The 13,531-nt window shown below is 57.6% G+C and carries 13 protein-coding genes; 4 read left to right on the top strand and 9 right to left on the bottom strand.

The features are described from left to right. From VGE80_RS06750 to hpnH, 3 genes are all read right to left on the bottom strand, one after another. A partial coding sequence (locus VGE80_RS06750; protein WP_440592118.1) for a hypothetical protein occupies positions 1-438 on the bottom strand: 438 nt, incomplete at its 3' end. 179 nt (positions 439-617) lie between these two features. Next, positions 618-1,094 (bottom strand): tRNA (cytidine(34)-2'-O)-methyltransferase, encoded by a 477-nt coding sequence (locus VGE80_RS06745; RefSeq protein ID WP_373649673.1) that lies wholly within the window; start codon positions 1,092-1,094, stop codon positions 618-620. Then, the gene (hpnH, locus tag VGE80_RS06740; RefSeq protein ID WP_440592117.1) at positions 1,094-2,206 is read right to left on the bottom strand and encodes an adenosyl-hopene transferase HpnH; all 1,113 of its coding nucleotides are present in this window, start codon (positions 2,204-2,206) and stop codon (positions 1,094-1,096) included. The genes VGE80_RS06745 and hpnH overlap by 1 nt, the downstream gene beginning before the upstream one ends. A 584-nt stretch (positions 2,207-2,790) precedes the next feature. On the opposite strand from hpnH, the gene VGE80_RS06735 reads away from it, so the two are divergent. Both VGE80_RS06735 and VGE80_RS06730 read left to right on the top strand, forming a co-directional pair. Further along, a complete protein-coding gene (locus tag VGE80_RS06735) occupies positions 2,791-3,672 on the top strand; it encodes an endonuclease/exonuclease/phosphatase family protein (protein WP_440592116.1) in 882 nt (293 codons plus the stop codon). Between the two features lie 157 nt (positions 3,673-3,829). Then, positions 3,830-5,809 carry an SGNH/GDSL hydrolase family protein gene (locus VGE80_RS06730; protein ID WP_440592115.1) on the top strand — a complete coding sequence of 660 codons (1,980 nt, stop codon included), beginning with the start codon at positions 3,830-3,832 and terminating at the stop codon, positions 5,807-5,809. 17 nt (positions 5,810-5,826) lie between these two features. On the opposite strand, the gene VGE80_RS06725 is transcribed toward VGE80_RS06730, so the two are convergent. From VGE80_RS06725 to VGE80_RS06715, 3 genes are all read right to left on the bottom strand, one after another. After that, positions 5,827-6,753 carry a phosphatidate cytidylyltransferase gene (locus VGE80_RS06725; protein ID WP_440592114.1) on the bottom strand — a complete coding sequence of 309 codons (927 nt, stop codon included), beginning with the start codon at positions 6,751-6,753 and terminating at the stop codon, positions 5,827-5,829. Between the two features lie 7 nt (positions 6,754-6,760). After that, a complete protein-coding gene (locus VGE80_RS06720) occupies positions 6,761-7,570 on the bottom strand; it encodes an isoprenyl transferase (RefSeq protein WP_397568165.1) in 810 nt (269 codons plus the stop codon). A gap of 63 nt (positions 7,571-7,633) precedes the next feature. Then, positions 7,634-7,876, bottom strand: coding sequence for a carbon storage regulator (locus VGE80_RS06715; RefSeq protein WP_373649678.1), 243 nt, complete (start codon positions 7,874-7,876; stop codon positions 7,634-7,636). A gap of 223 nt (positions 7,877-8,099) precedes the next feature. On the opposite strand from VGE80_RS06715, the gene VGE80_RS06710 reads away from it, so the two are divergent. Beyond that, the gene (locus VGE80_RS06710; protein WP_440592113.1) at positions 8,100-9,101 is read left to right on the top strand and encodes a D-2-hydroxyacid dehydrogenase; all 1,002 of its coding nucleotides are present in this window, start codon (positions 8,100-8,102) and stop codon (positions 9,099-9,101) included. 40 nt (positions 9,102-9,141) lie between these two features. Here the strand turns inward: VGE80_RS06710 and VGE80_RS06705 are convergent, their stop codons facing one another. Both VGE80_RS06705 and VGE80_RS06700 read right to left on the bottom strand, forming a co-directional pair. Beyond that, positions 9,142-9,795: a metallophosphoesterase family protein gene (locus tag VGE80_RS06705; RefSeq protein ID WP_373649680.1), complete on the bottom strand. Its 654-nt coding sequence runs from the start codon at positions 9,793-9,795 to the stop codon at positions 9,142-9,144. A gap of 106 nt (positions 9,796-9,901) precedes the next feature. Next, positions 9,902-10,510 carry a nitroreductase family protein gene (locus tag VGE80_RS06700; RefSeq protein WP_373649681.1) on the bottom strand — a complete coding sequence of 203 codons (609 nt, stop codon included), beginning with the start codon at positions 10,508-10,510 and terminating at the stop codon, positions 9,902-9,904. A 391-nt stretch (positions 10,511-10,901) separates the two neighbouring features. Between VGE80_RS06700 and VGE80_RS06695 the strand changes: the two genes are divergently transcribed. Beyond that, on the top strand, positions 10,902-12,134 hold the full coding sequence (locus VGE80_RS06695; protein WP_440592112.1) for a M16 family metallopeptidase: 1,233 nt from the start codon (positions 10,902-10,904) through the stop codon (positions 12,132-12,134). Positions 12,135-12,319: 185 nt separating this feature from the next. Here VGE80_RS06695 and VGE80_RS06690 read toward each other — a convergent pair. Further along, on the bottom strand, positions 12,320-13,531 hold a 1,212-nt coding region (locus VGE80_RS06690; RefSeq protein ID WP_440592111.1), incomplete at its 5' end, for a hypothetical protein.

Raw genomic sequence — 13,531 nt, 5'->3', positions numbered from 1 at the left:
AGAAAGATTGGGCGTGGTCATCACGGGGGAACTGCCGCTGTAGGTCCTGCTGGGAGAGCCGAATTGTCGCAACAGGATCGCATCACCGTACGCGGGCACGGCCAGTGCGCGATTCGTGTATAGCGGTTGGCGGTAATAGTTGAAGTTGGGCTGATTGAATGACGTGTAAAGCGGTTGGGCGTAACTGCCGTACCCGAAGTTATTCGTGCCGCTGTAATAGCCCCCTGAGTATCCGTTGTACCCGCCATAGTAGCCTCCATAGCCACCCATGCCGTAGCCGCCGTATCCCCCGAACCCCCCTCCGTAACCGGCGTAGTCACCTCCTGGTTGACCTCCACCCCACTGCGCAAAGGCGTTTCCATGGAGTGTCAGGCAGAAGTAGCACACCAGGGCCCACAGGCACGGGTTGAACCGGGGAAACGCAAGCTTGAGTAACATCGAAAGACCTTTTCAACGATCGGCAGCGATTCCGCCGCAGAACTCATCAGATTCGGTCACGGTATGCCGTGCGGGTCAAACTGGAATCTGACATCGCGCGTAATCCGTCCGAACTTGCTCCACGATAGAAGCGAGCGGGGGGCGTCACAAGATGTTACGTTGAAATTCTTGTCGGCAGCCTATCTGGCCGGAATTCCGCCGAACTGGCGTACCGCTTCATAGACGACGGCGCAGACCGTGTTAGCGAGGTTCAAGCTTCGTACTTCGGGATACATCGGAAACTGCAGCGTGTGGCTGCGATACTGGTCGACCAGGCTGAGTGGCAGTCCGTTCGTTTCACGGCCGAACAACAGGATGTCACCGGGGGAGAAGCTCGCCTGCCATACCGTCTTGGCGGCGGGATTCTCGATACACCACACCGTTCTGCCGGGAAGTCGCTGAAGAATCTCGTTCCAGCTATCCACGACTTCGTAATCGAGGAAAGGCCAATAGTCGAGACCCGCGCGACGAAGCTGACTCTCGTCGAGACTGAATCCCAAGGGACGGACGAGCCACAACTTTGCTCCGACGGCCACGCAGGTTCGACCGATGTTCCCGGTGTTGGGTGGAATCTCAGGTTGATAGAGGACGATATGCAGCAGCGGTTCGTGAGACATCAGGAGCTCAAGACAGGCAATTGGACCTTACGAATCCGCTCTTCATCAGAGCCGGACGTGTTTTCGGGGCCAGGTTCATCGGGAGGAAGTTTCTCTCGAGCGGCGCCGAGCAACGTCAATTTCACCACTTGTGAGAAGGCTTTGAGAGACCCGAAGGTATCGGCGACTGCGGTCGCTTCGTAGCCACAGTGGACCATGCAGTCGGCACATTTGGGGTTTCCGCTGGCGCGGCCATAACGGGACCAGTCGGTCGTATCGAGAAGTTCCTGGAAGGTTTCGCAGTAGCCTTCGTTCAGCAGGTAGCACGGACGCTGCCAGCCGAAGAGGTTGTAGGCGGGCATCCCCCAGGGGGTACATTCGAGGTCCCAGTTTCCTTTGAGAAACTCGACGAACAACGGAGACAGATTGAATCGCCAGCTTCGCTTGGCGTTTCCGACAATCCGTTTGAACAGGTTGGTGGTCTGGTTACGGTGCAGGAACAGATCCTGGCTCGGTGCTTTTTCGTACTGGTACCCTGGCGAGATCATCATCCCTTCGACACCAAGCCCCATCATGTTGTCGAACATTTCCCGCATCGAATCGGGGTTCGCATTATTGTAGACGGTGGTATTGGTGGTGACCCGGAACCCCTTGGCAACCGCTGTCTTGATGGCCTGGATGGCAATGTCGTAAACGCCTTCGCGACAAACAGCGAAGTCGTGTTCTTCTTTCGGACCGTCGAGGTGGATCGAAAAGGAGAGGTACTTGGAAGGCTTGAACTGATCGATATGTTTTTCAAGCAGAATGGCGTTTGTGCACAGGTAGACGTACTTCTTGCGCGCCACCAGTCCTTCAACGATCTCGCCGATCTGGGGATGCAGCAGTGGCTCACCACCGGGAATGGAGACCATCGGGGCGCCACATTCGTCAACGGCCTTAAAACACTGTTCGGGGGTGAGATGTCGACGGAGAATATCGACGGGGTACTGAATCTTTCCGCAGCCCGCGCAGGCCAGGTTACAGCGAAACAGCGGTTCCAGCATCAGAACCAGGGGATAGCGCTTGACGCCCCGAAGCTTCTTGCCGAGGACATAACTTGCGACCGTCCACATTTGCGAAACCGGCACACCCATTCGAACAACTCCGTCATACGGCCATCTTGGATCAGCGGCCAATGAAGTGAGAACGAAACCTTTCCCTGGTCTCGCTGGCAGGCAACCGATGGCGGGATTCGTCCGAAACGTCTCTCCACAGTTGACTTATCACTGGCTTATACCGCGAAGGTTTAGCAGTTTTTCCGTTCACTGTCAGCAGTAAACGCTCTTTGAACCGCAAGAAGAAGGGCTTCGGAGCGTCTGCTCAGGTCAGGTTGCCGTCGCAACGCCATTACATCCCGTGCGGCGTCTGACCGGTCAGAGAGCGTTTGCCAGTCGTTTCCGGCAGGCCTTGGTTTCTCGAGGTGGGCTGTCAATTTCGGCTCGCAATCGGGGGGAAGGATGAGCAGCGATTTCCGCCCTGGCAGGTGTTGATTGGATGGCCACTGCGAAATCGGCAGGCTCTGGGTTACAATCCCCGTGACTTTTCAATCACTTTCTGATACGCCCCCCATTAGTTGGGGGCTCTGCCTCTCCCGTTTCCTTCGAAATCGCCCGGCCTCGCCGTCACCGACAACGCTGGCGCAATAGAGGTTCTCGAATTGGAGCCAGATCAATACCTTATGGATCAAGCGAATATCTCGAGCACGAGCTCACCCAGCAAAACTGAGTCTCGCTGGAAATGGATTGCGTTGAGCTGCTTCGTCGCGCTGGTGGGATTGATCCTCTGGGACGGCATGGACCGACGTGCGGCCGATGCAACAGCTCCCCTGCCGCACAGCCCCGCCCCGGTTGGGTCTGATCAGGCCCCCGCCACTCTGACGATTGCCAGCTTCAACATCCATGGTGGCAAAGGGACTGACGGTGTGCGCAGCGTGTCTCGCATTGCGGATCTCCTGGGAGGAGTCGACTATGCGGGGTTATATGAAGTTCGTGGAGCGGGGAGCCGCAACGAACCTAATCAGGCCGCCTCGGTGGCGGAACTGAATCGCAGTGGCTGGTTGTTTGCTGCGACCGAGCGGCGGTGGTGGTCTGATCATTTTGGCAATGGTCTCCTCTATCGAATTCCCATTCGCTCCGCCCTGCGAATTCCGCTCGTGAACACGCGGGGGAAAGCCTATCGAAATGCGATTCTGGCGACGGTCCCGCTTCAGCAGGGGGATGTCCGGGTTCTTTCCGTGCACATTGATCGAGAAAAGGACCGGTTACACCAGCTCCAGGCGATGATCGACCTGTTCCTGGGCTTGCAACCCCCCTGCATCCTGATGGGGGATCTCAACACGATTGCCGGAGACCCGCTCCTCACGAGTCTGCTGGAACGCCCTGGGGTCCACAGTCCGCTGCACGAATCCTTGCCAGAGCGATTGTCCTCGCAGAATATCGACTGGATCTTCACAAGGGGCCTCGAAACGGTGAACGTCAGCCTTGTGCAGAACACGGCATCGGATCACCCCGTCGTGAAGGGGGAGTTCCGACTAGAAGGAACGAAGAATCAACCTGACTGATCGGACGGTATCGTCCACTGTTTCCGCACGGTGGGCAGTTGCCGCCCGTTTGAGTACGCTGCCGTGTCCCACAGATCGCCGCTTCCCGCCATCAATGGCTGACGGTGAGCGAGGATACTCAGGCTGCATGTTCTCACTTACGACAACAGGAACCGAGATGTCTCAGATCGTGTCACTTCGTTGGCTGGTGATGTTTCTGGTCGTCGCCTTGTCTCACTTCTCGTTGCAGAGTGATGCACTCTACGGCGGTCAGTGGGAAGGATATGAGAAGCGTGACATTCAGGTCGACGGACGCAACGGATTTCTGATCGTGCCCCGGCAGTCCGCGCCCGGGAAACCCTGGATCTGGCGAACGGAATTCTTCGGACACGAGCCACAGGCGGACCTCGCCCTGTTGCAGCATGGTTTTCATGTAGCCTACGTCGATGTGCAGAACTTGTACGGCGCACCCGTCGCCCTGGATGCGATGGACGCTTTCTACAGTCACGTCACGAAAGAATTTGGTCTGGCTCCGAAGACTGTGCTGGAAGGCTTCAGTCGGGGCGGGCTGTTCGCTCTGAACTGGGCGGCTCGGCATCCGGAACGAGTGGCATGCGTCTACAATGACGCCCCGGTGTGTGACTTCAAAAGCTGGCCCGGAGGCAAAGGCAAAAGTCCAGGCTCAACCGCTGACTGGGAGCGTTTGAAACAGGTCTATCAGTTCGCTGATGAGGCTGCTGCATTGGCATACAAACTGAACCCGGTCGATAACCTGAAACCCCTCGCCGACGCGCGCATTCCTCTGCTGCATGTGTGTGGCGAGACCGATGATGTTGTGCCGATCGAAGAAAATTCTCTGCTGCTGGCCGAGCGATACCGCAAGCTGGGGGGTTCCATCACGCTGATCTCCAAGCCGCATTGCAACCACCACCCGCACAGCCTGAAAGACCCCACGCACATCGTTAATTTCGTGCTGACGCATACAGGATTTCGCGATCAGATTCAGCAGGCGGCCACACCATACGGCTACGATTACTTTGAACTACGGGGCGGTTTAAAGAACAGTCAGGCGAAGTTCCTTAAAGAGAAGCAGGGACGAGTCGCCTTTCTGGGGGGATCGATCACGGCGGCACCGGGCTGGCGGGACAAGGTTTGCGAGGACCTGAAGCAGCGATACCCCGACACGCAGTTCGAGTTCATCAATGCGGGTATTCCGTCGCTCGGTTCGACCCCCGGAGCGTTTCGTTACAGCCGGGATGTTCTTGCAAAAGGTCCCGTGGACCTGCTGTTCGAAGAAGCTGCCGTGAACGATGACACGAACGGCTTCTCTACCCTTGAACAGATTCGGGGGATGGAAGGAATCGTGCGGCAGGCCAAACTTGCTAACCCTCACATCGACATCGTGCTGCTGCACTTCGTTGATCCCGGCAAGATCGATCAAATTCACCAGGGCCAGACTCCGGAAGTGATTGCCAGCCACGAGAGGGTGGCGGCGCACTATGCCCTTCCCTCAATCAATCTGGCCCGCGAAGTCACGGAACGGATTCATGCAGGCGAATTCACCTGGGAGAAAGACTTCCGTGATCTGCACCCGGCTCCGTTTGGGCACGAACTCTACGCCAGTTCCATTCGGCGCCTGCTGAATGCGGCATGGAAAGAGACTCCCACGGCCGACGTTCCCCCAGCGACAGAGTTACCTGCGCCGCTGGACCCCTTCAGCTACTATCGTGGCCGGCTGGTGAGTCCCGCGGACGCGGTGGCTTCCCAGGCACTGACGCTGGAGCACGGATGGAAGGTTAATCCGAACTGGGAACCGAGGGATCGTGCCGGGACCAGACCCGGCTTTGTCAACGTTCCTGCCTTGGTGGCGGAAGAGCCGGGGGCGACATTGAAGTTCAAGTTCGAGGGAACCGGCGTGGGTGTTTTCGTTGCGTCAGGACCCGATACCGGAGCCGTCGAGTTTCGAGTCGATGGGGGGGACTGGAAGACGCAGGAACTCTTCACGCAGTGGAGTCCGCAACTGCATCTTCCGTGGGCGAAGATGCTCGCTACAGAACTGGACTCGGGCGATCATGTGCTCGAACTGAAGGTGGCACCCGGTTCCAACCCGGCGAGCAAAGGGAGCGCCGTGCGTATCATCCACCTGCTGGTGAACTAACTCGGGGCACAGAGATCTCAGTTGGGATCGATCGGCAGCCATGTCGCGAGCGGAAGTGCTTTCCAGAGGACGTATGCTACGGGGCCGGCATAAAGGACGCTGTCCATCAGGTCGAGCAGTCCGCCAAAGCCCGGCAGCAGGCTGGAGGAATCCTTCTTGCCGACATCGCGTTTGATCAGCGATTCGCAGAGGTCACCGACCAGGCCCGTCGTTCCCAGGATCAGGCCGTAGACGGCAGATGACCACCATGCAGGGGCCTGCCAGGTGGCGCTCCCCGTGGGGGTGAACAACGGCGTGGCAAACGAGAGCCACAGGACGGCACCCAGAGCCGAACCAATCAGCGCACCGACGGCACCGGCCCAGGTCTTGCCCGGGGACAAATGCGGAACGAGTTTACGCCGACCAAAAAGGCGTCCCAGGGTATAGGCGCCGACGTCGCCCCCTTTCGTCACAATGATCAATGACCCAAGCACCAGATATCCGGCAGCACTACCCGCTACCCAGCGAAGTTGTGCGACCACGCCCAGCAGCACGCCGATGTAACTGACGATCATCAGTTCGGCACTGAGTGTCTCCATGCTGGCACCTGGTTCGCGATAGCGGTACGTCGCCAGAAGGAACAGCACCAGGATCGTCATGGCGTAGGCCAGCATGACTTGTGAAAGGGTATTGTCGTCCGAAGGGATCTTGATCGGCATATGACCGAATCGTCCCCACCATGCGGCCGCCGTAACGAGGACGCAGCAGGCAGAGACGATAAGACGATTTGGCGTGAATGAACGCGTCCAGAGCAGATCGACCATCTCGCGCGCACCAAAGATGGCGAGGAAGATGAACAAGGCTAAAAGGATCGGTGCGGACGCTCCCAGTCGCGAGTCGAGATAGAAAACTCCTGCGAAGAGAGGAATCAGTATTGCGGATACGAGAAGTCGCCAGATGAGCATTCTTGCCTCAGTTTGACAAGCCTCCAAACCTCCGGTGCCGCTGCGCGAACTCACGCAGTGCTGCAAACAGTTCTTCCTGTCCAAAGTCGGGCCAGCATTTTTCGGTGACCCATAACTCTGCGTAACTGATCTGCCAGAGCAGATAATTACTGATCCGCATCTCACCTGCTGTGCGAATCACCAGATCGGGGTCAGGCATCCCCGCCGTATCCAGGTGTGCTTCCACTGTGGCTTCATCAATCGAGGCCGGATCGATCTCGCCTGCTGCGACTCGCCTGGCTATCCGTTGAACGGCATCGGCGATCTCGCCGCGGCTGCCATAGTTGATGGCCAGACACAGCCGCATGCCGGTGTTATCACGCGCACATTCGTAGGTGCGGTCGATTTCCCGATTGACGCTGTCACTCAGTGCGCTACGGCGTCCGATGACAGCAAAGCGAAGGTTCTGTCGTTCGATCTCAGCACGCTCTTCGATCAGATACTGCTCAAGAAGCTGCATCAGAAGCTTTTGTTCAAGCTGAGGCCGCTTCCAGTTTTCACTGCTGAAGCAGTAGAGCGTCAACTGCTGAAGGTTCAACCGTGAACAACTTTCAATCACGGTTCGAACAGTGGCCACACCGCGTCGATGTCCTTCGATTCGCGGCAGTCCTCGTGACTGAGCCCATCGGCCGTTACCATCCATGATAACTGCGATGTGCCTGGGCAGTCGATCAACGGTCAACCCGAATTCCGTGATCTGTTCCAGCGTGTAGGGATCATCAGCGGAACGTCTCGGCGGGGACGCTGGTGATTGTGATGTGGATGTCGTTGATACCATCTGCAAGAAACCTCCGCCCGATTGTGGCTGCGCGGTCAAGCGAATGGCAAGTCAACGGCGTTGTTACAGAGGCGCGGCGTAAGAATTGACCGGTTGAAACTCGATGGCTTCGAATTCTTCGTGAGCGACTTCCACCAGAACATCATCGTCTTCAGATTGGACGTAAAGAACTTCTTCGCGGTAACTGGGAGTCGCATGAGGATCGTGAATGCCCAGGAGGACCGAATCGTGCCGAACTTCCAGCACGTTGATAGTAACCGAACCGACAGTCAAACCTTCGTTCTCAGCTCGCATATAGCAACGCATCGAGCGACCTCATGAGGGACATGAATCGAGAGATGCCAGAAGGTTCCAAGGAACCAACACGGGGCGGTATTCTGTCGACAGATCATCCCAAGAGCAAGTCGAAATCACGATGTTTTCTAAAGTTGCAAATGTGCATATCGAGATGCTTGACACCGCTCATCCGATGTTCTCAGTTGACATGAATTTGACGTCGTTGTTCTCTTTGCATTGAATGAGCCACAACATGAAGCTGGTCATCTATCCCGCTGTCGATGTGGACCGGTTGTCTCGTATTTGCGAAGCCGCGTTACCGATGGATGTCATCAACGCGGGGACGCTCGAAATTGCGCTGAACGAAATGGAGAATGCTGACGCGTTCTTCGGTAAACTGACACCCGAGCTTCTACAGCGGGCCGCGACACTTCGATGGGTACAATCGCCGACCGCCAGTCTCGAGCACTTTGTCTTTCCCGAACTGATCAGCCATCCTTGTGTGCTGAGTAACATGCGGGGACTGTTCTCCGACGTTGTCGCCGATCATGTGCTGGGATTCATCCTCTGCTTTGCCCGAAACCTGCACATCTACGTTCGTCAGCAGCAACAGGGGCTCTGGTCACCTGTGGGGGATCAGTCCTACGTTGCCAACTTCGTAAATGCGCCGGGCACCGTCCTGCCCATGGATCGTGCGCATCAGCATCTTTCTGACTGCACCCTGGGGGTGATCGGTGTGGGAAGTATTGGCCAGGAAGTTCTCCGACGGGGTGCCGCATTCGGCATGTCGCTGGTGGGTGTGGATGCCCGAACGAAAACCCTTCCCGGAGTGCTGGACGATGTCTGGCCCGTGGAACGACTGCCTGATCTACTGCAGGTCGCCGACTATGTTGTCGTCGCTGCACCATTGACTCCCGTGACGAGGGGGCTGATTCGGCGACCTCAGTTGCGCATGATGAAGAAATCTGCGGTCCTCATTAACGTCGGACGTGGACCGATTGTCGATCTGGATGATCTGATTCAATCGCTCCAGGCACACGAGATCGGAGGAGCGGCACTTGATGTCACTGACCCGGAACCGCTACCTGCCGACCACCCGCTCTGGACGATGAGCAATGTGATCATCACACCGCACGTGGCAGCCGCGTCCCCGAAGATTGCGGAACGTCATCTGGAGACGTTGCTCGAGAACATCAGGTTGTTTGTCCAAGGGAAGCCCCCGGCCACGCAGGTCGATAAAGCGGCCTGGTATTGAACTCGCCCGCAGCGAGGGGCTGAGATTGCTTCCCCCGGCGTTAATGACGGACTTCACCGCTTTGCGAGGTTTGCCAGACCTGACGTGTTGTTACGTCCATCGCCGTCAGCCACCCACCACGGCAGCAGCCTGTATCAAGACACAGAAGGTGCCCTTCATCGAGCACTTCGGGTTGAGGCGTGTGTCCCAGGACGGCGATCTTGCCCGAGAAGTGGGGACCGGGAATCGAGTCACGCAGTGATCTCCAGCGAATGGTTTCGTCATCCTGTTGATTCAGCGGAAGGTCAGGTCGGTAGTTCGCGTGCAGGAAGAAGTGCGTCTCCGTTTCAAAAGACGATCGGCATCCCTGCAGAAATTCAATGTGTCGGACAGGAATCTGATCAAACGAAAGAGGGACGCCGTACGACCGTAATGTGGCGTCACCTCCTTTGCTGAGAAAGCGATCGATGCTGGTCCCTTTCAGAACTGCTTCGAGCAACATTTCGTCGTGATTCCCCAGGATGGGGATCAGGTGGCAGCGCTTCCTTGTCGTCAGCAGACAATCGAGGACTCCGTTGGAATCCGGGCCGCGGTTCACGTAGTCGCCCAGGGTGATCAGCGTGTCATCCGGTTGCAGATCAATCTGTTCGAGCAGACGTTGCAGTGCGCGTGCGCAGCCGTGGATGTCTCCGATGGCGATGGTTCTGCCCCGCATGATATGTCCTGAAGCTGAGTCATCCGTGTCAGTGAAATCCAGAGAGAGGGCAGTTGTCCGGTAGCGGCGGGTTCGCGTGGTTCATCGAGCTCGAGATCGCGGGACGCTATTTCACCACTGTGGATTTCGTGCCCCAATGATCGCCAAAGACGAACTCGCTGAGCGGGCGTCGCTCGCGGGGTTTCAGGTCTCGTTCTCGAAACGCGGCCGACAGCGCTTCGGGGTCCGCGGCATAACCGATGGCAATTCCGGTCAGTGGCTGAACACCGTCGGGGACGCCGTACAAATCTCGGACCTTGTCTGGCAGGATGCCTCCCATCTGGTGCACTGACAGTCCTCGGGCTGTGGCTTCGCAGGTCAGGTTCGCGCTGGCCAACCCCAGATCGTGCAGAGCCGCCTTATTCGGCTGTCCGTTGTGGGGGAAGAAGAGGTTCGCACAGCCGATGGCAAGGACCGGAGCGGAACTGGCCCATGTCTGGTTGCTTTCGACCAGGCACTGCAGCAGACGACTGAACGCTTCCGGCTCTTTTCGAGTCGCGACGATATACGACCAGGGCTGTGCATTGTACGACGAGGCAGCCCAGCGGGCCGCTTCAAAGATCGAGCGTAGATCCGCAGGAGAGACGGGCCGATCAGCGAATCCATAGGGGCTCCAACGTTGCGAGATAAAGTCGTGGACGGGGTGGTCCACGCGAGCCTGCTTCTGAGGATTCATACTGATCGTCCTGATGAAAATGGGATTCCGAATCACTTGGTGTGTGGAGGCACGGCCAGGGGGATTCACTATGAGTTTCGGATCAGACGGAAGCAAGATCGACTTCGAAGTCTGAGGCAGGTCCAACGCGTCTTCCTGTCAGACCGACTGCAGTGATCATCCTTCCCGGCGGTGTTCGCCGTGACGTACGAGTCGGTGATCGCAGCCAGCCGTCGCAACCGGTCTTTGTGCAGATCGTGCGTTTTCGTGAGCGGAGAGACGGGGATTGCCGCAAGTCGTTGGCGCTGGTTGGGGCATCTGCAATACTCTTGCTTCACTCCCTGCAATTAAGAAGTAACGGAGTCGGATCGCCTTCCCCGTTACTGCTCAGCGTTATTACCAAAGCAGATTCATGACCGGTAACAAAATTGAACAAACGACCCTCAGCAATGGGCTGACGGTCCTCGTCGAGACCATGCCTGCGGTTCAGTCCGCGGCCTTCTCGCTGCTGATCCCCGCAGGGAGTGCTTACGATCCCCCCGGACAGAATGGCATTGCGAATGCGCTGGCCGACTGGATCACTCGGGGTGCCGGGGATCGTTCCAGCCGTGAACTGCTTTCGGCATTGGATCGACTGGGGATCCAGGCACACGAATCTGCGACGCTGAACCACCTGGCAATCGGCAGCACCTGTCTGGCAGGAAACCTCCCCACCGCCCTCAGCATTTACGCCGACGTGGTGAAGCATCCTCACTTCGACGAGGAAGACTTCGATGCGGTCATGGCAGGGGTCGAACAATCCTTGCTCGCGATTGAAGACGATCCGCGACAGAAGGTGATGTTCGAACTCGTTCGCCGCTGCTTTCCCTCACCGTGGGGGCAGTCGTCGGAAGGGACCTTGGAGGACCTGGAGCGGATCACGCCCGAATCGGTTCGCACGCAGTATCGCCGCTGTGTCCGTCCACAAGGAGCGATCCTCGGGATCGCCGGAAACGTGACTCTGGAGCAGGTCTTACCAGTTCTGGAAACGGACTACGCCGACTGGTCGGGTGCCAATGAGATCACGCTCACGACGGGGGAACGGGGGGCTTATCGCGAGCATATTCCCCATGAATCGACGCAGACGCATATTGGTGTGGCCTATCCCGCGATTGCTTATGGTGCTGATGATTACTACCAGGGCTGGGCAGCGGTGAATGTGCTGAGTGGGGGCATGAGCAGTCGTCTGTTCACCGAAGTTCGCGAGAAGCGGGGTCTGTGCTATTCCGTCTACGCCTCGCTGAACGCTCTGAAGGATCAGGGGCAGGTCCTGTGCTACGCAGGAACGACCACAGAGCGGGCTCAGGAAACCCTGGACGTGCTGGTCAAGGAACTGAAACGCCTCGGCGACGGGATCGAAGAGGCGGAACTGAATCGCTGCAAAGCCCGCGCAAAAAGTTCGCTCATCATCGCTCAGGAATCGACATCGGGACGGGCCGGATCACTGGCCCGGAACTGGTTCTACCTCGATCGCGTTGTCACGCTGGACGAAGTCCGCAGAAAGATCGAGGCCCTGACCACCAAAAGTGTGCTCGATTACGTCCACGCGCATCCCGCAGACGACCTGACTCTGCTAACAATCGGGCAGGAAACTTTGGAGGGCTGACTCGCCCACACAGCGTCTCGTCTCTGTTCGTCTCTGTGTTTGCCTCTGTCTCTGTCCGCAGAGGGGCCCGAGATCGCAACGGATGGCGCCATTGTGGCGCGGATAGAATCGCCGCTGTTGTTGGATGAGCATCGTCCAGCAACAGGCTCTTCACATGCGATCCCCGAATGGTCTTCTCAGGGTGATCAGTCGTTCGGCAGGTCGAGCTTCGAGTCAGGGTGGTTTGCGAAGGGCCATGCGGTGGCGGAATAGGCGATGGCCAGCTCAGGCGTTTCGATCCGCTTGTCTTCCCCTGCCAGACTCTGCATGACGCGATCCAGAATGCCGGTGGTGAGGAGTGTTCTTTCCACAGGATAGGGCGTTTTCTGCTGATGAACCATATCATCGATCGCATTGACCAGATGAGCAAAGTGTCCGAACGGGGGCCCTTCCTGCAGCTTAAACCACGTCACCACCGGTTCCTGCTGACCTTTGAGCTTGATCGCCGTGGCGAAGTAATTGCTCAACCCGTTTGCCATGACGATGGTCGACTTCAGTCCATCACGATACTCGATGAGAAAGGCCGCGGAATCGGTTTGTGGTTGCCATGCCGCTTTGCCGTCGAGCGATTGTGGCTTGGCGCGTTGAACTGCGTCGAAGAGTTCGCGTGAAAATGTTCCTGCCGCTTCTGCCTTCAGGATGGCATCACCGGTGATCGTGCGCACGGCCGCCACACCGGTCTCACCCCCTCGCCGTCGCTCAATCTGACATTGCTGTGCTTCGAGTGCATGAAAGCCATAATCTTCAAACCCGCCGTAGCCAATCGTCAGCACTTCTTCGATTTCGCACTGATCTGGAAGTTCGTTCGCAGGCTGACGCCAGGCAACGGGAAGTGATGACCCGGCCAGCAGAGGAAACTTCATTACGCGTGATGTTTCCACCATTGTTAGAGCGTCCTCCCAGCGGTAGCCCAGATGTTTGTCGTTAAACACCGGGACGACCTGGCCGCAGCGTTTGAAGGTTGCCACGATATCGTCGAAGAAACGGCGGCGTGGATACATTCGCTGCCGGGTCACGTCCGTCAGTGGATACTCGCCATGCTCAGCAATACTCAGCACGCCTGCGACCTGAATCCGATCCGTCCCCAGCGTTAGCGCGTCATCGATGGTCCTGGAAAGGCGAAATCCATGTTTTCGTGCCAGATCACGACTCAGGTCATTCGCGGCGACCTGATCGGTGAAGAGTGACACGAGGCGCAGACGCGGGCCCGGACCACCGTACTGCTGATACCCCTCGAGAATTTTACCGAGGATGACATCCGCATGGCTGTTCTTCCGGTAAACGGTCGTCACACCAGCGACCGGCAACGGGTCACGAGTGTTGTCGCTGGCCAGACCCGGGACCGGCAGCAGTTTTGG

Source organism: Schlesneria sp. (assembly GCF_036405755.1).
Lineage (GTDB): Bacteria > Planctomycetota > Planctomycetia > Planctomycetales > Planctomycetaceae > Schlesneria > Schlesneria sphaerica.
Note: the sequence above shows the minus strand (reverse complement) of the source record. Positions and strands in the feature narration are given on the sequence as shown.

What these genes read in the sequence shown, in the direction of transcription:
- VGE80_RS06745 (WP_373649673.1), bottom strand. Translation starts at nt 1,094, where the DNA reads ATGTCTCACGAACCGCTGCTGCATATCGTCCTCTATCAACCTGAGATT.
- hpnH (WP_440592117.1), bottom strand. Translation starts at nt 2,206, where the DNA reads ATGGGTGTGCCGGTTTCGCAAATGTGGACGGTCGCAAGTTATGTCCTC.
- VGE80_RS06735 (WP_440592116.1), top strand. Translation starts at nt 2,791, where the DNA reads ATGGATCAAGCGAATATCTCGAGCACGAGCTCACCCAGCAAAACTGAG.
- VGE80_RS06730 (WP_440592115.1), top strand. Translation starts at nt 3,830, where the DNA reads ATGTCTCAGATCGTGTCACTTCGTTGGCTGGTGATGTTTCTGGTCGTC.
- VGE80_RS06725 (WP_440592114.1), bottom strand. Translation starts at nt 6,753, where the DNA reads ATGCTCATCTGGCGACTTCTCGTATCCGCAATACTGATTCCTCTCTTC.
- VGE80_RS06720 (WP_397568165.1), bottom strand. Translation starts at nt 7,570, where the DNA reads ATGGTATCAACGACATCCACATCACAATCACCAGCGTCCCCGCCGAGA.
- VGE80_RS06715 (WP_373649678.1), bottom strand. Translation starts at nt 7,876, where the DNA reads ATGCGTTGCTATATGCGAGCTGAGAACGAAGGTTTGACTGTCGGTTCG.
- VGE80_RS06710 (WP_440592113.1), top strand. Translation starts at nt 8,100, where the DNA reads ATGAAGCTGGTCATCTATCCCGCTGTCGATGTGGACCGGTTGTCTCGT.
- VGE80_RS06705 (WP_373649680.1), bottom strand. Translation starts at nt 9,795, where the DNA reads ATGCGGGGCAGAACCATCGCCATCGGAGACATCCACGGCTGCGCACGC.
- VGE80_RS06700 (WP_373649681.1), bottom strand. Translation starts at nt 10,510, where the DNA reads ATGAATCCTCAGAAGCAGGCTCGCGTGGACCACCCCGTCCACGACTTT.
- VGE80_RS06695 (WP_440592112.1), top strand. Translation starts at nt 10,902, where the DNA reads ATGACCGGTAACAAAATTGAACAAACGACCCTCAGCAATGGGCTGACG.